This window comes from Geomonas sp. Red32 (assembly GCF_023652955.1).
Lineage (GTDB): Bacteria > Desulfobacterota > Desulfuromonadia > Geobacterales > Geobacteraceae > Geomonas.
The window spans coordinates 1,593,804-1,611,195 of record NZ_JAKLOY010000001.1 but is presented as its reverse complement, the minus strand read 5'-3'; the positions used below and the strand labels follow the sequence as shown (position 1 = coordinate 1,611,195).

At 64.7% G+C, this 17,392-nt stretch carries 13 protein-coding genes; 9 read left to right on the top strand and 4 right to left on the bottom strand.

Features of this window, described 5'->3' with window-relative positions; all coding sequences use genetic code 11:
• From L4X63_RS06965 to L4X63_RS06925, 9 genes are all read left to right on the top strand, one after another.
• Positions 1-197 (top strand): hypothetical protein (locus L4X63_RS06965; RefSeq protein WP_250677856.1); only part of this gene is annotated, 197 nt, incomplete at its 5' end.
• Positions 198-302: 105 nt separating this feature from the next.
• Positions 303-878, top strand: coding sequence for a potassium-transporting ATPase subunit KdpC (gene kdpC, locus L4X63_RS06960; protein ID WP_250677855.1), 576 nt, complete (start codon positions 303-305; stop codon positions 876-878).
• Positions 875-3,571: a DUF4118 domain-containing protein gene (locus L4X63_RS06955; protein ID WP_250677854.1), complete on the top strand. Its 2,697-nt coding sequence runs from the start codon at positions 875-877 to the stop codon at positions 3,569-3,571. The genes kdpC and L4X63_RS06955 overlap by 4 nt, the downstream gene beginning before the upstream one ends.
• Positions 3,572-3,776: 205 nt before the next feature.
• Positions 3,777-4,367: a response regulator transcription factor gene (locus L4X63_RS06950; RefSeq protein WP_250677853.1), complete on the top strand. Its 591-nt coding sequence runs from the start codon at positions 3,777-3,779 to the stop codon at positions 4,365-4,367.
• Between the two features lie 433 nt (positions 4,368-4,800).
• Positions 4,801-5,718 (top strand): cytochrome C, encoded by a 918-nt coding sequence (locus L4X63_RS06945; RefSeq protein WP_250677852.1) that lies wholly within the window; start codon positions 4,801-4,803, stop codon positions 5,716-5,718.
• A gap of 486 nt (positions 5,719-6,204) precedes the next feature.
• The gene (locus tag L4X63_RS06940) at positions 6,205-6,807 is read left to right on the top strand and encodes a TetR/AcrR family transcriptional regulator (protein ID WP_250677851.1); all 603 of its coding nucleotides are present in this window, start codon (positions 6,205-6,207) and stop codon (positions 6,805-6,807) included.
• A gap of 31 nt (positions 6,808-6,838) precedes the next feature.
• On the top strand, positions 6,839-8,005 hold the full coding sequence (locus L4X63_RS06935; RefSeq protein WP_250677850.1) for an efflux RND transporter periplasmic adaptor subunit: 1,167 nt from the start codon (positions 6,839-6,841) through the stop codon (positions 8,003-8,005).
• Between the two features lie 157 nt (positions 8,006-8,162).
• A complete protein-coding gene (locus L4X63_RS06930; protein ID WP_250677849.1) occupies positions 8,163-12,572 on the top strand; it encodes an efflux RND transporter permease subunit in 4,410 nt (1,469 codons plus the stop codon).
• A gap of 183 nt (positions 12,573-12,755) precedes the next feature.
• The gene (locus L4X63_RS06925) at positions 12,756-13,376 is read left to right on the top strand and encodes a LexA family protein (RefSeq protein WP_250677848.1); all 621 of its coding nucleotides are present in this window, start codon (positions 12,756-12,758) and stop codon (positions 13,374-13,376) included.
• A gap of 210 nt (positions 13,377-13,586) precedes the next feature.
• Here the strand turns inward: L4X63_RS06925 and L4X63_RS06920 are convergent, their stop codons facing one another.
• The 4 genes from L4X63_RS06920 to L4X63_RS06905 form a co-directional block, all read right to left on the bottom strand.
• Complete coding sequence (locus L4X63_RS06920; protein ID WP_250677847.1) at positions 13,587-14,042, bottom strand: hypothetical protein; 456 nt, start codon at positions 14,040-14,042, stop codon at positions 13,587-13,589.
• Between the two features lie 173 nt (positions 14,043-14,215).
• Positions 14,216-14,386 (bottom strand): hypothetical protein, encoded by a 171-nt coding sequence (locus tag L4X63_RS06915; protein ID WP_250677846.1) that lies wholly within the window; start codon positions 14,384-14,386, stop codon positions 14,216-14,218.
• A 31-nt stretch (positions 14,387-14,417) separates the two neighbouring features.
• Positions 14,418-15,644 (bottom strand): GGDEF domain-containing protein, encoded by a 1,227-nt coding sequence (locus L4X63_RS06910; protein WP_250677845.1) that lies wholly within the window; start codon positions 15,642-15,644, stop codon positions 14,418-14,420.
• Positions 15,645-15,696: 52 nt separating this feature from the next.
• A complete protein-coding gene (locus tag L4X63_RS06905; protein ID WP_250677844.1) occupies positions 15,697-17,301 on the bottom strand; it encodes a thiolase family protein in 1,605 nt (534 codons plus the stop codon).
• Between the last annotated feature and the right edge of the window lie 91 nt (positions 17,302-17,392).

Below are 17,392 nucleotides of genomic sequence, written 5' to 3'. Positions count from 1 at the left end.
CCATCCTGTCGGCGGTCATCTTCAACGCCATCATCATCCCGATCCTGGTTCCGCTGGCCCTGAAGGGGACCAAGTTCCGCCCCATGCCGGCCGAGAAGCTGTTGATCAACAACCTGCTGATCTACGGGCTGGGGGGCATCGTCGCGCCCTTCGTCGGGATCAAGGCGATCGACCTCGTGATAGGGATGTTCGTGTAACCGGGAGCGCGTGCCACCTCGAGGCTTCCCCCACCCCCTCGCCCCCTCCCTCCAGGGGAGGGGGGAAGTTACGCAGTGAAAGATTTAGCTGGATAAGGAGCCGTCATGAAAGAGATACGCCCAGCCATCATGCTGTTCATACTTTTTACCGTCATCTGCGGCGGGGTCTACCCCGCCCTGGTGACCGGCATCGCCACCGTCCTCTTCCCCGCCAAGGCGCAGGGGAGCTTCATCACCGGCGACCGCGGGGGCACGCTCGGCTCCCGGCTGATCGGCCAGCCGTTCTCGGAGGCGAAGTACTTCTGGCCGAGGCCCTCCGCCACGAGCGACTTCCCCTACAACGCCCTGGGCTCCGGGGGATCCAACCTCTCCCCCACCAACCCGGATTACCTGAAGACGGTGGCGGACCGGGTCAAAGCGCTACGGGAGAGCGGCGTCACCGGCGTCATCCCGGCCGACCTCGTGGAGGCCTCGGCGAGCGGGCTCGACCCCGACATCTCCCCGGCGGCCGCCTCGGTCCAGATCAAGAGGATCGCCCGGGTGCGCGGGATGAGCGAAGGGGTGCTCAGGGACATGGTGGCCACCCACACCCGCCCTCCCAAATTCGGTTTCGTAGGGGAGCCGCGGGTACACGTGCTTGAATTGAACCTGGCACTGGACGGAGTCAAGGTGAATCCATGAGAGACGACGAAGGGGCTCGCCCCTCCCCCGAAACCTTTCTGAAGGTGGCCCAGGCCGAGGAGGCCCAAAAGGGGGTCGCCAAGCTGAAGATCTTCCTGGGGTACGCGGCGGGGGTCGGCAAGACATACTCGATGCTGGAGGCGGCCCACCAAAGAAAGCGCGAGGGGCGCGACGTGGTGGTGGCCTACGTGGAGTCGCACGGCCGCAGCGACACCGACCTCCTGCTGGAGGGGCTGGAGGTGCTCCCCAAGGGGGGGATCGAGTACCAGGGGGTGGTGCTCCCCGAGCTCGACCTGGACGCGGTGCTGGCGAGAAAGCCGCAGCTCGCCCTGGTGGACGAGCTCGCCCACACCAACGCCCCCGGCAGCCGCCACGAGAAGAGGTGGCAGGACGTCGAGGAGATCCTCTCCGCCGGAATCGACGTCTACACCACGGTCAACATCCAGCACTTCGAAAGCCTCAACGACGTGGTCTCCCAGATCACCGGCGTCGTGGTCCGCGAAACGGTCCCCGACTCCCTCCTCGACCTGGCGGTGGAGATCAGGCTGGTCGACATCCCCCCCGAGGACCTTCTGCAGCGGCTCAAGGAAGGGAAGATCTACATCCCGCAACAGGCCGCCATGGCCACCGAGAAGTTCTTCAAGCCCGGCAACCTGATGGCGCTTCGGGAGCTGTCGCTTCGGCGGGCCGCCGCCCGGGTGGACGACCAGATGCGCGCCTACATGGAGGCCCGCTCCATCACCGGCCCCTGGGCCGCCGCGGAACGGGTGCTGGTCTGCGTGAGCGGCAGCCCGTTCAGCGAGCGGCTGATCAGGACCGCGCGCCGGCTCGCCGACGACATCAAGGCTCCCTGGCACACCGTCTACATCGAGACCCCCGGCAGCGGAAGGCATCTCCAGGAGAACCGGGTCCGGGTCTGGAAGGACCTGAGGCTCGCGGAGAGCCTGGGGGCGCAGGTGGCGAACCTCACCTCCACCTCGGTCGCCGAGGCGCTGGTCGATTACGCCAAACGCAACAACGTCACCAAGATCGTGGTGGGAAAGCCTTCCAAGCCGCGCTGGCGCGAGTTCCTCCGTACGCCGCTGGTAGACGAGGTGATCCGGCTCTCCGGCCACATCGACGTCCACGTGGTGAGTATCGCCGCCGAGGGGGAACCGGCCAAGGTCTCCCGGCGCCCGAAGGTTACCGTCCGCTGGCCCGGCTTCGCGAAGAGCCTCGTGCTCGTGCTGGCCGCCTCGCTTTTGTGCCAGCCGGTGCGCCTGTACCTGGCCCCCACCAACCTGGTGATGATCTACCTCCTCGCAGTGGTGCTGGCCGCCACCCGGCTCGGGAGGCAGGAGGCGGTCCTCACTGCAATACTGAGCGTGCTGGCCTTCGACTTCTTCTACGTTCCTCCCCGCTTCACCTTTGCCGTCTCGGATACCGAGTATTTCATCACCTTCGCCGCCCTTTTCACGGTGGGTATGGTGATCAGCACCCTGGTCTCGCAGGCGCGCGAGCGGGCGGAGGCGATCCGCGAGCGCGAAGTGCAGACCGCCACCCTTTACTACCTGAGCCGCGACCTCGCCGTCGCCTCCGACCTTCCGGGGATCCTCAACGCCATCGTGAAGAACATCGAGCAGAGCATGGGGGCGCAGCTATTGGTGCTCCTTCCCGAGGGCGAGCACCTGGAGACCAAGGTAGCGAGCGCCGGGCTGACTCTCGGGACCCGCGACCTCGCGGTGGCCGACTGGTCCTTCCGGAACCGCTCGGCCGCGGGACACGGTACCGAAACGCTCGGTTCGGCCGATTTCCTCTTCCTGCCGCTTTTGACCTCGGGGGACTCGCTCGGAGTGCTGGGGGTGAAGCTAACGGACGAGCATGCCTACGACTCGCCGCTCGGGCGCCAGCTCCTGCTCGCCTTCACCACCCAGGTGGCGCTCGCCATCGAACGGGTGCTCTTCAGCAAGCAGGCCGAGCAGGCCGAGATCCTGCAGGCGCGCGAGGGGCTGGAGAGGGCGCTTCTCAACTCCATCTCCCACGATCTGCGTACGCCGCTGGTCTCCATCTCCGGCTCGCTGGAGGCGCTCAGGGCCCGGGGCTCCAAGCTCTCCGGCGAGGACCGGGACGCCCTGGTGGAGGGTGCCTGGCTCGAGGCGGGGAGGCTCAACCGCTTCGTCGGCAATCTCCTCGACATGACCCGCCTGGAAGCCGGCGCCTTGAAGCTCAAGCTGGAGCCGTGCGACGTCCAGGACCTGGCAGGCTGTGCGCTGGCGGCACTGGAACCCCAGCTCGCCGGCCGCCAGGTGACCACAAAATGGCCGGAAGATCTTCCGCTGGTAATGATGGATCCGGTGCTGATGACCCAGGTACTGGTGAACCTTTTGGAGAACGCGGTGAAGTATTCGCCTGCCGAAGAGCCGATCGAGCTGTCGGCGGAGGTGAGCGGCGGGGATCTCGAGATCCTGGTAGCCGACCGCGGCCGGGGAGTTCCCCCGCCCGACCTGGGACGGATCTTCGAAAAGTTCTACCGGGTGCCCTATCCCGAGGGGGCGGGGGGGACCGGGCTGGGGCTCTCCATCTGCAAGGGGATCGTGGAGGCCCACGGAGGGAGCATCCGGGCCCAGAACCGCGGCAAGGGAGGACTGAGAGTGATCGTGACGCTCCCTCTCAAAAGCAGCGGCGAAGCATCCGGGCGGGAGATAACTCGCTGATTGTAAAGGATTCCGACAGTAAAAAAATGTTCCATAATGTTTGAAATATGTCCCCGGTATATTAAACTCTTTCCGAAACTTCCTTTTCCCGCAGAGACATAAGCACCTCACCGGGCAGAGATACTATCTGCTGAAGGGATCGCCTATGAACCATGCAGAAAAAGAAGTCTTTCTGTTGGGAAGTAACAAATTGCAGATGACCTTGATGTCTCATTTTATTTCAGAAAGGCTTACTACTCCCTGCTCCATAGTTTCCACTCTCGACGAGATCTCCCGCTCTGAGGACAAGCAGCGGCTGGTCCTGCACGAATATCGCGAGTGGCACAACACTCTGAGCACGGCACCCGACGAGATCTTGCAGGAATGCCTGGCGAAAAATCTCGTGGTGCTCGTCAACGTCCCCACCAACCGGGGGATCGAGACCGACGCCCTGTGTCAGGGGGTGCGCGGTTTCGTCTATGAGCGCGACAGCTCCGACGTGCTGCTCAAGATGATACAGGCGGTCTTCGCCGCCGAGCTCTGGGTCTCCCGCAACGTCATGACCGAGTTCATCCAGCGAAGCAGCAGGAAGTTCCGCCCCGAGCCGGTCTTGACCCACAGCCAGGGGCCCGCGCCCCTCACCTCGCGGGAGATGGAGATCCTCAACGGCATATCGAGCGGTCGGTCCAACGAACGAATCGCGGATGATCTCTGCATCAGCCTTCATACCGTCAAGACCCACGTCTACCACATATTCAAGAAGATAAACGTCACCTCCCGCCTGCAGGCGGCCAACTGGTCCTCGCGCTACCTCTGACCCCGCCCGCCGGCTTCGGCATCATACCTCATCCAGGGCCCGGAACGCTTTCGTTCCGGGCCTTTTTGTTGCTCACGCCGGCGCGGCTGGTGAGAAACCGCCAATCGTACGATCTCCTTCTTCCTACGAAAAAAGTAGTACCCGTTCCGCCTTTCCGCCTCCCCCCACTACCACTTTGAGACCACGGCTATTACTCGAAATATCAGTCTAAAATTAAGACCTTTGCATGATTGTGTGAGAAGAGGCAGCTAATATACTTCTTTAAAATTTTAAACGCTCTCTCACAGACAGAGCAAAGATGGATATGACAACGCAATTGATTGGCACAGAACGCCATCAACAATGACAGTGGTTAGCCGGCAGAATGCAATGCCTTTCACAACGGGTTACTGAGCCTGACAGTGATAATTCCAATGACTAAAGGAGAGGGCTAATGAAAAAAGCATTGACCGTCGTCGCAGCCGCAGGTTGTCTCGCAGTAGCAAGCATTGCTTTCGGTGGCATCCCCGCCGGCACCGGTGTGAACGGTTCTCTGCATGACATGAACGTCGTTGTCGGTATCAATGCCGACGTTATGGCCCGAGTCTGCGTTTTCTGCCACACCCCGCACCATGCCCAGTCCACCAAGGATGCCAGTGGCACGACCGGAAGCACCGCCATATATCCGCTCTGGAACCACGACCTCCCCACCGACGCCGGCTACACCCCGTACGCCTGGGCCTCCCCGATGAACACCAAGGACGACCAGGGGAACTCCTTCACCATCACCGACCCGCTGGCAGGCCCGACCCGTCTCTGCATGAGCTGCCACGACGGCGCCATCGCCATCGATCAGCACGGCGATGCCATGGCCAGCGCCCCCAAGACATTCATCGGCACGGTGAACACCGGCCTGGGGCTGGGGCGCGGCCAGCTCGGCAAGGACCTCACCCAGACCCATCCGATCGGGTTCGACTACGTGGCGATCGCCGCCTGGCGTAATGCCCACGCCAACAACGGCTTCGACAACGGCGACGGCACGAAATCCACCGAGATCGTCACCGCCGAGCACACCTACGCGACCCAGGTCATCACCAACGGGACCGTCCAGGGCGTGTACAACACGGTGACCCGCGCATCGGCCGGCAACAAGACCATCGCGGACAACCTCTACAACAGCAGGATCATGACCTGCGCCACCTGCCACGAGGTCCACAACAAGGAGAACGCCACCCAGGATCCGTTCACCGACGGCGGCTCCAAGACCCTGAGCCTCGCCGGCACCAAGACCTTCGCCATGACCGCCCCCAACTACTTCCTCTACTCGAAGCAGACGGACTCCCTGATCTGCCTCTCCTGCCACGTGAAGTAGCGGGTTGGTAAAAGGAACCTACACGGCAGCTGTCCGATGACCAGCGGCAATGTATCGAGGCAGCTACCTTCCCGAAGGCAACACAGCAGCAATCGACAAAACAACGTCGAAGAAGTCCCTTGTTGGGGGGTTAACAGCCCCCCCTTTTTTTTGGGCGGAGCCGGGAGAAGCCCTGTCAACCTTCCACGGAGCAGTCTCGGCAGCCCTGCGTTCAGTCCTCGACTCCTCCCTCCGGTTTGGTCCTGTTCGTTTTTCTCCCAAGAATTGAGCTTAGCCTTCTCCGATTTTTCTCCGTGTCTCCGTGGCATATCTTCGGTCTTCTCCGGTTTTCCCCGTATCGCTGTGCCTTCCCTTCAGCCTTCTCCGATTCCCTCTCTGTCTCCCCCGCCTCCTACCTACCGGTCGGTAACTTTTCCTATTGACAGTGCCTGGCAGTTGCGTTACTTACCGAACGGTAAGTTTCATTCAATTGATGCAGGAGTGAGCATGACGTTAGCCACGACACAGGCCGAGCCGGAGACCGGTGCCAAGGACAGGCTTCTCACCGCGGCTTTGACCCTCTTCAACGAAAAGGGATACGCCGCCTCCTCGGTCCGCGAGATCGTGGAAGCGGCCGGGGTGACCAAGCCGGTCCTCTACTACTACTTCGGTAGTAAGGAGGGGATCTACCTGGAGCTGATGGAGAGCTCCTACCAGATGTTCCAGGCCATCGTCGCCCGGACGATATCGATTTCCGGCACCGCCGAGGAGAGGATCACCCAGTTCTGCACCGAGCTGTTCGACATCTCCCTGCAGAAGCTTCCCATGGTCCGGCTCATGAACGGCATCCACTACGGCCCGCCCCAAGGAACCCCCAAGTTCGACCTCGAGATCTTCTCGGTCGCTATGACGGAGGTGCTGTACAAGCTCGTCCAGGAAGGGATCGAGAGCGGCGAACTGAAGACCAGCCAGGTCGAGGACGCGGTGAGGACCGTGATGGCCATCGTGACCACGGCCATCAACGAGCAGCTCTGCAGCCGCGACAACAAGCCGGACCGGGATACCCTGGTGCGGATGCTCCGCTTGCTGATGAGCGGCATGGCCCAATAAATTACCAGGGAAGGAAACTGGAGGAGTTGCAATGAAGATGAGGAAATTGACGATGATGGCGGTGGGGGCCTCCCTGCTGTTCGCGGCGGCCACCGGCTGCTCGAAGAAAAGCGAAGCGAAGGTCCCCGCCGGGCCGCCGCAGGTGGCGGTGGAGATCCTCCCGGTGCAGGGAAGCGACCTGGTGGACGGCATCGAGGTGACCGGCACCCTGGCGCCCAAAAACGAGGCCGAGGTGAAGACCGAGATCCCGGGGCTCGTCAAGGAGCTCTACGTGACGGAGTGGGTCCGGGTCCGCAAGGGGCAGCCGCTCGCCCGCATCAGCCTGGCCGAGACCGAGGCCCTCGTGAAGCGCGCCGAGGCCAACGTGCAAAACGCCAAGGCGGCCCTGTTGCAGGTCAAGGTGGCGGCCGAGCGGAGCGAGCGCGAGAAGCAGCGGGTCATCAAGCTCAAGGAGGCGGGGCTCGCCACCCAGCAGTCGGTGGACGACGCCATATCCGATGCCGAGGCCGCCCAGGCCAGGATCGAGGCCGCCCGCGCCCAGATCAGGGCGGGCGACGAGGAGCTCTCCCAGCAGCGCGCGCGGCTGGCGAAGGGGCTGGTCCGTTCCCCTATCGACGGCGTGGTCGCCCTCAAAGACGTCAACATCGGCTCCCTCACCAGCGACGGCGCCGCCGCCAAACCGATCTTCAAGATCGTCGACAACCGTCTCATGAACCTCACCGTCACGGTCCCCTCCTCGCAGATGGCCGGTGTGAAGCTCGGCCAGCCGCTGCAGTTCGTGACCGACGGGGTACCGGGCAGGACCTTCACCGGCAAGGTCATGTTCATCAACCCCGCCGTCGACGAGGCGGACCGCTCGCTCAAGGTGATCGCCGAGGTTCCCAACGTCCCCGAGGTCCTGAAGGGGGGTCTGTTCGTCAAGGGGAAGATCCTCACCGGCACCCGTAAAAACGTCCTGCAGGTCCCGCGCGCGACCCTGGCCGGCCTCGACCTCGACAAGCACTCCGGCTACCTCTACGTGGTGGAGAACGGTATCGCCCACAAGCGCGAAGTGGTGACCGGCGCGGTAGCCGGCGAACTGGTGGAGATCGTCTCCGGCGTCAAGGCGGGCGAGCAGGTCATCAGCCGCGGCGGCTTCAACGTCAAGGACGGCGACCGCGTGGTGGTCGCCAACGCCGCCGCTCCCGCCGCTCGCTAACTCCCCCCTCCCCTTGAGGGAGGGGCAGGGGGCGGGGGAGACTTCCACGGAGTGCGACGCCGGCCTCCCCCCCACCCTAACCCTCCCCCTCAAGGGGGGAGGGACGTCCGCAATGCCCCTTCTGCCAGCGGGGGATTTCCAGTAAAGGATTCGCCACATGATTCTTTCCGACCTTTCCATAAAACGCCCCGTCTTCGCCGCCGTCCTCATGCTCGCCCTGGTGACGCTGGGGATCTTCTCCTACCGCCGGCTCTCCGTCGAGATGTTCCCGAGCGTCGAGATCCCCGTCATCTCCATCGTCACCAAGTTCCCCGGCGCCTCCCCGGAGAGCATGGAGCGCGAGGTCTCCAAGAAGATCGAGGAAGCGGTCAACCAGATCGCCGGCGTGAAGCACGTGATGTCCTACTCCCGCGAAGGGGTCTCCACCGTCATGGTGCAGTTCCGCCTGGAGGAAAAGATCAACGAGGTCTCCCAGGAGGCCCGCGCCAAGATCAACGGCATCCGCGGCAACCTCCCTACCGGCATCGAGGACCCGATCATCCAGAAGCTCGACTTCAACGCGCTTCCGGTCGTTTCCCTGGCCGTCAAGGGTAAAGGGCTCTCCACCAAGGATCTCACCACCCTGGCCGATAAGCAGATCAAGCGGCGGCTGGAGAACGTGGCGGGGGTCGGCAAGGTCGACATGGTCGGCGACGCCAAGCGCGAGGTGACCGTCACCATCGACCCGGCACGACTGGAGGCGCTCGGTCTCGGCGTCGACGCCGTGGTGGCCGGGCTCAAGAGCGAGAACGTCAACACCCCGCTCGGGCGCCTGACCCAAGGGGGGAACGAGTACCCGATCCGCATCTCCGGCAAGCCCGACCGGGTGGACGGCTTCCGCAACATGGTCATCGCCCAGCGGGGCGGGCGGGGGATCACCCTCTCCGAGGTGGCCGACGTCACCGACGGGGCCAAGGAGCAGCGTTCGCTCGCGCTCATCAACGGAGAACCGGCGGTCGCCCTGGACGTCCTGAAGCAGTCCGGCGCCAACATGGTCGAGGTGGTCGACGGGGTGCAGAAGAGCGTCGAGAAGCTCAAGAAGGAGCTCCCCGCGGGGGTTGAGCTCACCGTCGTGCGCGACGCCTCCATCCCCACCCGCGAATCGCTCGCCGACGTCAAGGAGACCATGCTGATCGGCGGCCTCCTTACCATCGTCATCGTCTTCTGCTTCATCAACTCCTGGCGCTCCACGGTCATCACCGGCCTCACCCTCCCCATCTCGGTCATCTCCTCCTTCATCATCATGACCGCCATGGGAATGACCCTCAACGTGATGACCCTGATGGCGCTCTCCCTGGCGATCGGCCTGCTGATCGACGACGCCATCGTGGTCCGGGAGAACATCGTCCGGCACCTCGAACATGGCGAGGACCACATCACCGCCTCCCGGATCGGCACCTCCGAGATCGGGCTCGCCGTCTTCGCCACCTCCATGTCCATCGTCGCGGTCTTCGTCCCGGTCGCCTTCATGCGCGGCATCGTCGGGCGCTTCTTCTTCCAGTTCGGGATGACGGTCGCCTTCGCCGTGCTGGTCTCCCTCTTCGTCTCCTTCACGCTGGACCCGATGCTCTCCTCGCGCTGGCACGATCCGGCCATCGAGCTCAAGGGGAGAAGGATCGGGATCGCCAGGGTGCTGGACCGCTTCAACGACCGCTTCGACGCCTGGGCCGACCGCTACCGGATGGCCATCACCTGGGCCCTCAACCACCGAAAGAGCGTGCTCGCCCTCGCCTTCGCCTCCTTCGTGGCCGGCATCGTCATCTTCGGCACCCTGGAGAGCGCCTTCATGGCCAACGACGACAAGGGGGAATTCCAGGTCGTCTTCAAGACCGCCCCTGACGCGAGCATCGCCGAGAGCACCGATCGGCTGAACGCCATGCTGGCGGCCATCAAGGGGATCCCGGAGGTCGACCACACCTACGCCTCCATCGGGGCGGGCGACAGCGGCACGGTCCGCGAGGGCTCCCTCTACGTGAAGCTCAAGGAGAAGTCGGAGCGGAAGAGAAGCCAGGAGCTCGTGCAGCAGGAGTTCCGCGAAAAGCTGAAACTGATCCCCGGCATCACCACCTCCATCGAGCGGGTGGGAGACGTCGGCGGCGCCCAGAAACCGTTGCAGGTGAACCTCAAGGGGGAGGACATCCCCACCCTCAAGCGCTACGCGGCCCAGCTCAAGCAGGAGATCTACAAGATCCCGGGAATCGTCGACCTGGAGGTGACCCTCGAGCACGACATCCCGGAATACCGGATGACCGTCGACCGCGCCCGCGCCCAGGACGCCGGGGTCAACACCAACGACATCGCCTCCACCGTCTCGCGGCTGGTGGGGGGCGAGGCGGTCTCCACCTACGAGGACGAGGACGGCGACGCGGTGGATGTCCGGGTCCGCCTCCCGGAAGCGCTGCGCCGAAACCCCTCCCAGGTGCGCGACCTGAAGCTCGCGGTGGCCAAGGGGGGGGAGACCGCCCTGGTGCCGCTCGCGAACCTCACCCGCTACGAGGTGAGCAACACCCCCTCCCAGATCGAGCGCCGCGACCTCTCACGGCTCGTCACCATCAGCGCCAACCTGGACGGCCTCCCGCTCGGGACGGCGGTCCAGAAGGTCAAGGAGGCGGCCGCCAGGATCCCGATGCAGCCCGGCTACTCGGTCGGCTTCTCCGGCGAGGCGGAGGACATGGCGGAGACCTTCGGCTACATGGCCGAGTCGCTCATCATCGCCATCGTCTTCGTCTACCTGATCCTGGCCGCCCAGTTCGAATCGTTCCTGGAGCCCTTGGCCATCATGCTGTCGCTCCCCCTCTCCATCGTGGGGATGGCGGGGATGCTGAAACTGACCGGCGACACGGTCAACATCATGTCGCTCATCGGCCTCATCATGCTGATGGGGCTTGTGACCAAAAACGCCATCCTGCTGGTCGACTACGCGAAGGTCCTCCAGGGGCGGGGGATGCCCCGTTTCGACGCGGTGGTCGAGGCGGGGAGGACGAGGCTCAGGCCGATCGTGATGACCACGCTGGCGATGATCTTCGGGATGATGCCGCTCTTCTTCGCGCTCGGCAGCGGCGCCGAGATGCGGGCTCCCATGGCGCGCGCCGTGGTCGGGGGGCTTCTCACCTCGACCATGCTGACCCTACTGGTGGTGCCGGTCATGTACACGGTGCTCGACGATCTCGAGGCGTGGCTCAAGCGGAAGTGGCGCGGGAGGAAGGGGCACGCCGCCGCTCAGGCCGCCCTCGTCGTCCTCGGCCTGTCCCTCGCCCTGGCGCTCTCCCCGGGGATCTGCCGGGCCGCCCAGCCGAGAACCCTCACCCTCGACGACGCCCTCTCCATCGCCATGGAGCAAAACCGCGACATCCAGAAGGCGCGCGCCTACGCGCAGCTCGTGGAGGGGAAATATCTCGAGGAGCGGGCCGCCGCCCTCCCCTCCCTCTCCCTGAACGCCTCGGCCAACTACAACCGTGACGACAGCCAGAGCGCCCTCATGGGGGGGATCTCCACGACCCAGCAGCGGGTCGCCGACTTGAGGGTCACCCAGACCCTCTTCAGCTGGGGAAAGGTGGGGGCCGCCATCCGCGGCGCATCCGAAGGGATGAAGACCGCCGAGGACCAGCTCCGTCTCTACCAGCAGGCCGCCCGCCGCGACGTGACGGTCGCCTTCTACGACGTCCTCCTCGCCAAGGAGCTCAGGGCGCTCGCCCTCTCCAACCTGCAGCAGAAGGAGCGCCACCTGGCCGAGGCCGAAAAGAGGCTCGCCGCCGGGGTGGCGACCGACTACGACGTGCTGGCCGCCCGGGTCGGGGCCGACAACGCCCGCCCGGAGCTGATCCGCCGCGAGAACGCCATCAAGACCGCCAAGGAGCGGCTGAGGCTCGTGCTGGCCCTGGAGCCCGGGGAGCTGGAGGTGAAGGGCGAGCTTACCGCCAGCCCGGTTCCCATCCCGAGCTTCGAGGATTCGCTCGCCACCGCGCGCAAGATGCGCCCCGAGCTCTCCGACCTCAAACACCGGGTCGGCATCAACCGTGAGCTGGTGGAGATTGCGGCCGCCGAAAACAAACCGCAGCTCGATCTCAAGGGGGGAGCCGGATATCACCAGCTCGAGGCGGCGGGGCGCAGCTGGCAGGGGGGCGCCTATGACGTGGGGCTCTACCTCACCTTTCCCTTCTTCGACGGATTCCGCACCAAGGGAAAGGTCGAGCAGGCCAAGAGCGACCTGAGGACCCGCGAGCTGGAGGAGGCCCAGCAGCTCGACTCGGTCTCGCTCGAGGTGCGGGACGCGGGGTTCAACGTCACCGAGGCGGCGGAGATACTGAAGGCGCTGGCGGGGACCGTGAAGCAGGCGGAGCGGCTCCTCTCGATGGCCGAGCAGGGATACCAGCTCGGTGTGAAGACCCGGCTGGAGGTGGAGGATGCCGAGACCAACCTCGTGCAGGCCAAGGGGAACCTGGCCCAGGCCCGGCGCGACTACCAGGTCTCCCTCGTGAACCTCGCCTGGTCCACCGGTGTCCTCGGCGAAGGCGCCGCACTCCCCTGAAACTGCGAAGTTCACCACCCCTAGGATCCACCTCATCCATTATCTCAGAAATATCACTAAGCGATTATTTTATTGCAGTCGTGATAGAAAGGTGATAAATAGGCTCCGTATAGCTAATACCTTGTCTCGTTTGGGGATCGTGTCGCATGGTTCCTGGCGGGGAAATTTCCTGGAGATACGGAGATGGTGGAATATAAAGCCGAGACCGGAGAACGGATCAGGAAGGCCAGACAGGCCTTGGGGCTTACCCAGAAGCAGTTCGCAGCGTCGCTTGGGATCGTGCAGGGTTTTTTAAGCGGTATCGAGACCGGGAGGAAGCGTCCCTCCGACACGCTGCTGATCGCCCTTTCGCACACCCACGGGATCAATTCGGACTGGCTGATGGAGGGGCTTGGGGAGCCGTTCAAGAGCCCGGTCCCCCCGAAGGCATCGTCCACCACCCATGCACCGCTTTTGGAGGTGATACCCGAGCAGTTCCCGCAGGCGAAGGGGAACGTCAAGGGGTACGTGTCGGTTCCCGACCTTCCCGAGGGGTGTTACGCCATCGTCTGCTACGGCGACTTCATGGCGCCGACCATCCGTGACGGAGACATCGTCATTTTCAAGCCGGACGCCGAGACCAAGAGCGGTGACATCATCCTGGTCAACAATCTCTGGGGGGAGCCGATCCTGCGGAGGTACCGTCTGAGGAACGAGGAAGTTTACTTGGCGCCCGACAATCCTGCCTACGCGCCCTTCCGTCCCGACAAGGGGACCCGGACCTTCGGGACCGTGGTGGAAGTCTGGCGCAAGGTTCGGATCTAGAGCCGGTTTCGGGTAGAGGCCGATGCCGGCCCTCGACCCTGCCGGCAACGGCGCCGGCGAACAAAAAAAGGGGTGCCCCGCGGGCGCCCCTTTTTTTAACGGTCCCTCCCTTCCGGGAGGGACCACTTATGTCCCTGTGGTCCCTCAAGACCCTAACGTCCCTCCCCTTAGGTCCCTAGGTCCCTTAAGTCCCTCTCCTCCCGCGTTCCCTCACCCCACCCTGGTCCAGTACTCCGACGCCGCGGTCCGTTCCAGCTCCTCGTGTATCTCGGCCTGGTGGTCTTTGGAGTGGAGGATGGCGGCGGTCTCCTTCATCCGGTGGCAGAAACCTTCCCGGTCCTTGAAATCCTGCCCCAGCACGAACTGGTCGTAGAGCCCCTTCATGTTCCTGATCTTGACGTGGACCTGGGGGAAGCGCCCGATGGAGCCGCCGTGCAGAGGCTTCACGAGCGAGTGGTAGCCGTCCCAGAGTGCTCCGGCCAGGGGGGCGATGGTGGAGAGATCGGGAACGATCACCTTCCACCCCACCGCGGCGGTCATGATGATCCCGTCGGGGGGCTGGGCAAGGAAGTAGTGGGCGGCCGGGGCCTCTTCGGCGAGGAAGCGGACGAAACGGCCGGAGGAGAGCGAATCGGTGACGTGCATCAAGGAACCATGGAGCAGCATGGCAACCTCCCCATCATGGCGGGCCGCAACGCTGGCCGGCCCGGAGCGGATCCTGGAGCGGTCAAAACGCAGTCGCGACGAAAGCCATTAGTGCGGGCTAAGTTACGCCAATTAATTACAAAGTGTCAAGCTCATAATGAGCGTAAGGGTAGCGCCGGAGGGAGGGGCGGAGGCTACCGGGGCCGCTCCTCCGGCGTCATTCCCGGGCCTTTAGCGGCTTCGCGCGCCTTCTGTTCGAGCTGCCGTCTGCGGCGCCCGCCGAGGAAACTCTCCTCCACCACGATGGCGACGAAGAGGATGATGAAGAGGGCGAAGAGGATTCCGAGTACCTTGAAGAGAAACATGATGTGAGCCTTCCTTGTGAGCTTTGTTGGATCAGGTGGCGACCTGGTTGCGCCCGCGCTGCTTGGCCCGGTAGAGCGCCTTGTCGGCGGCCTTGATCACCTCGCCCGGGGTGCGCATGTTGTCCCCGGAGGCGGCCACGCCGATGCTGATGGTGACGGTGACCGCTTTCCCGTTCCCGGCCCCGCCGGTCCTCTTGGCCTTGCCGGCCGCGGCCTCCTTGGGGCGGTCGGTGCCGCGGATCCAGAGCTGGTAGCTCCCGATCTCCTTGCGGAGCTCCTCGAGGTGGGAGGTGACCTCCTTGAGATCGCGGCGGAGGAAGATGATGGTGAACTCCTCCCCGCCGTAGCGAAACGGCCTCCCTCCCCCCTTCACCTTGGCGATCCGGGAGCCGACCATCCTTAAGACCTGGTCCCCCACGTCGTGCCCGTAGGTGTCGTTGAACCGCTTGAAGTGGTCGACGTCGAGCATGGCCACCACGTAGCGCCTCCCGAGCCCCATCACCTGCTCGTTGAGGGCCCGGCGGGAGGGGAGCCCGGTGAGGTCGTCGGAAAAGGCCATCGAGTGGGAGTCCTGCAGCACCGCGATGGTGAGGAGCAGGATGGCGGCGGTGACGAACAGGGTCGGGACGAACTGGTCGCCGACCCGGTTCATGGCGATCCCCAGCGCCACCACCGCGCCCAGGAGCGCCACGTCGATCGGCGAGCGGCGCCTGGCCACCCGCACCAGGATCGGCAGGGCGCAGAGCACGAAGGCCGCCACCGCCGGCTGGGTCAGGGAGGAACCTTCCGGCAGCGGGAGCGCCACCAGCTGGCGGCCGGCCAGCTCCGCCACCTTGGCCGAGGCGGCGGGGGAGCGGACCGCCCAAAAGACGGCTCCCGCCTGGAGCCCCAAAAAGGCCAGCCGCAGCCGCCCGGAATGGGTGAAGATCCCCCGCTCCCGCATGAAGCAGAAGAGGAGCAGGTTAAACGGCAGGAGCACCGAGGCGGCCAGGTAGACGGTACGGGGGGGCGTGCCGGGGAGATAGGGGGGCGGGTAGGCGCGGGTCAGGAGGTAGAAGGCGGCCGCCAGCAGCAGGGGGAGCAGGACCCGGCCGCGGTTGAAGGCGACACTCAGGGCGAGCCCCCCCGAGAGGGCGAGATAGGGGGCGAACAGGGCCAGCTCCCGCTGCGAGGGGGTCATGGATGGCACCCGGTGCAGGGCGGCGAAGGCCGCCACCAGGAGCGCGGCCGGCAGGACGATGCCCGTCAATCTTTTCATAAAAGCGTACGACACTGGGGACTTCTCTCCGCTTCCCGATCCAACGGCGGCCTCAGCCGTTGCCGGTCAGTTTCTTCCACCCGTTGCCGGCCAACTCCAGCACACCGTCCACCGTCCTGCGGTAGAAACGTTTGACCGGGATCCGGTTGACCAGGATCTCTTCGCCGGAGCGCTCGAGGCTCACCGGGTCGCCCGGCTTCAGGTTGGCCACCTCCTGGGCGTGCTCGCCGCCGATCCCGAACAGGAAGGGATAGCGGGTGCCGTTCACCATGCAGGAGACGATCACCACCGCCGCCTCGGGATTGCCGGTCTTGAAATCGAAGCGGGTGGTCGCGGTCACGAAGCGCCCCTCGACGACGCCGGCCCCCGCCAAAAGCTCGGCCACGTTGAGCTGCTTCGGCTTCAGGTGCCCCAGGGCCGGGAGCCCCCAGGGGGAGAGCTTCGGCCGGGGGCGGTTCCGGTAATGGGAGGTCCGCTCCAGGAGGGTCACCACGTTGTTGTTGATCGGTCCCCCGATGGAGTGGGCGATCCCCATCTCGAAGCGCCCCTGGCTGATCAGGCGGTGGTTCTCCACGATCTGGATCATGCCGGTCGCCCCGAGCGGATGGCCGCGCCCCTTGAGCCCGCCGGTGATGTTGGTCGGGAAGGCCCCGTTTTCCCCGGTCAGCTCGTCGTTCAGGAGCACCTCGACGATCCGCCGCCGGTGCACGAAGCCGAGGTCCACCATGTTGATGGGGCCGAAGCCGTTGAAGGGATCGTGCATGTTGACGTGGATCTTCCCGGCGAAGGCCTTGATGTCCTTGATCCCCGCCATGGAGTAGGCCTCGGCGGCCGCCCTGACGGTGGCGGGGAAGCTGTGGAAGTAGGGGCGGTCGGCGATGGTCGGGATGTCGGTGGCGCTCCCCACCCCGGAGACTATCACCTCGTGGGGGGTGGCGCTCAGGATGACCCCGGCGACGCCGTCCGACATCGGGCAGAAGTCGTGGTAGCGAAGCGGCCACCAGTAGCGGTAGTTCTTTCCGTTCTGGATCTGCCGGTAGTACTCCTCGAGCGGGATCTCGAAGTTCAGGTGCGCCTCGGGGTTTCTGGCGGCGAAGCGGTGGGCCCTTTGGGTGAGGAGCGCGGAGAAGGCGGTCCACTCCTCGTCGGAGAGCTTCAGCCGTTCCATGAGCGAGCGGGCCACCAGCGCACCGCAGGCGGGCATGCTGAGGCCGAACTCCCCCTCGTCGCGGTCGATCACCCCGGCGACGATGCGGGTCGCCTGGGGGGTGGCGACGTCGCTCATCTTCTGGATCCCCAGGGCCAGCACGTGGTCGCAGCGGCCCGAGGCAACCTGCAGGTAGGCGTATTCGAGGGCGGAGGCCCCGGAGGAGGAGGCGGTGTCGATGAGGACCGACTTGGCGCCCGAGATGCCGAGCACCCCGGCGATCTTGGCCGCGGTGTTGTCGACGCCGGAGAAGGCGACCGGGTTCTGGCAGCCGACCACGACCGCACCTATGTCGGAGCGCCTGACGCGCCCGTGGGAGAAGAGTTGTCCGGCCTTTTCGGCCAGTTCGAGAAAGGTGGCGGCCTCGCGTTCCCGGCCGTTATAACGCCCTACCGGCGCCATGAAGGAGGAGGCAACATACACCTCCCGCGGCGTAAATGCTTGTTCCACACTGCCCCCCTGGATAAAGGGACCGCCCGCCCAAGCTGCACCATCATAAGGCTTGCCAGCGGGGGTCCACTCTGCTATCTATTAGAACGCT

Bases quoted from the DNA above. Each gene is read 5' to 3' on its own strand.
- L4X63_RS06915 (WP_250677846.1), bottom strand. From the start codon at position 14,386: ATGTTTCTCTTCAAGGTACTCGGAATCCTCTTCGCCCTCTTCATCATC.
- L4X63_RS06930 (WP_250677849.1), top strand. From the start codon at position 8,163: ATGATTCTTTCCGACCTTTCCATAAAACGCCCCGTCTTCGCCGCCGTC.
- L4X63_RS06945 (WP_250677852.1), top strand. From the start codon at position 4,801: ATGAAAAAAGCATTGACCGTCGTCGCAGCCGCAGGTTGTCTCGCAGTA.
- kdpC (WP_250677855.1), top strand. From the start codon at position 303: ATGAAAGAGATACGCCCAGCCATCATGCTGTTCATACTTTTTACCGTC.
- L4X63_RS06925 (WP_250677848.1), top strand. From the start codon at position 12,756: ATGGTGGAATATAAAGCCGAGACCGGAGAACGGATCAGGAAGGCCAGA.
- L4X63_RS06920 (WP_250677847.1), bottom strand. From the start codon at position 14,042: ATGCTGCTCCATGGTTCCTTGATGCACGTCACCGATTCGCTCTCCTCC.
- L4X63_RS06935 (WP_250677850.1), top strand. From the start codon at position 6,839: ATGAAGATGAGGAAATTGACGATGATGGCGGTGGGGGCCTCCCTGCTG.
- L4X63_RS06955 (WP_250677854.1), top strand. From the start codon at position 875: ATGAGAGACGACGAAGGGGCTCGCCCCTCCCCCGAAACCTTTCTGAAG.
- L4X63_RS06910 (WP_250677845.1), bottom strand. From the start codon at position 15,644: ATGAAAAGATTGACGGGCATCGTCCTGCCGGCCGCGCTCCTGGTGGCG.
- L4X63_RS06950 (WP_250677853.1), top strand. From the start codon at position 3,777: ATGTCTCATTTTATTTCAGAAAGGCTTACTACTCCCTGCTCCATAGTT.
- L4X63_RS06940 (WP_250677851.1), top strand. From the start codon at position 6,205: ATGACGTTAGCCACGACACAGGCCGAGCCGGAGACCGGTGCCAAGGAC.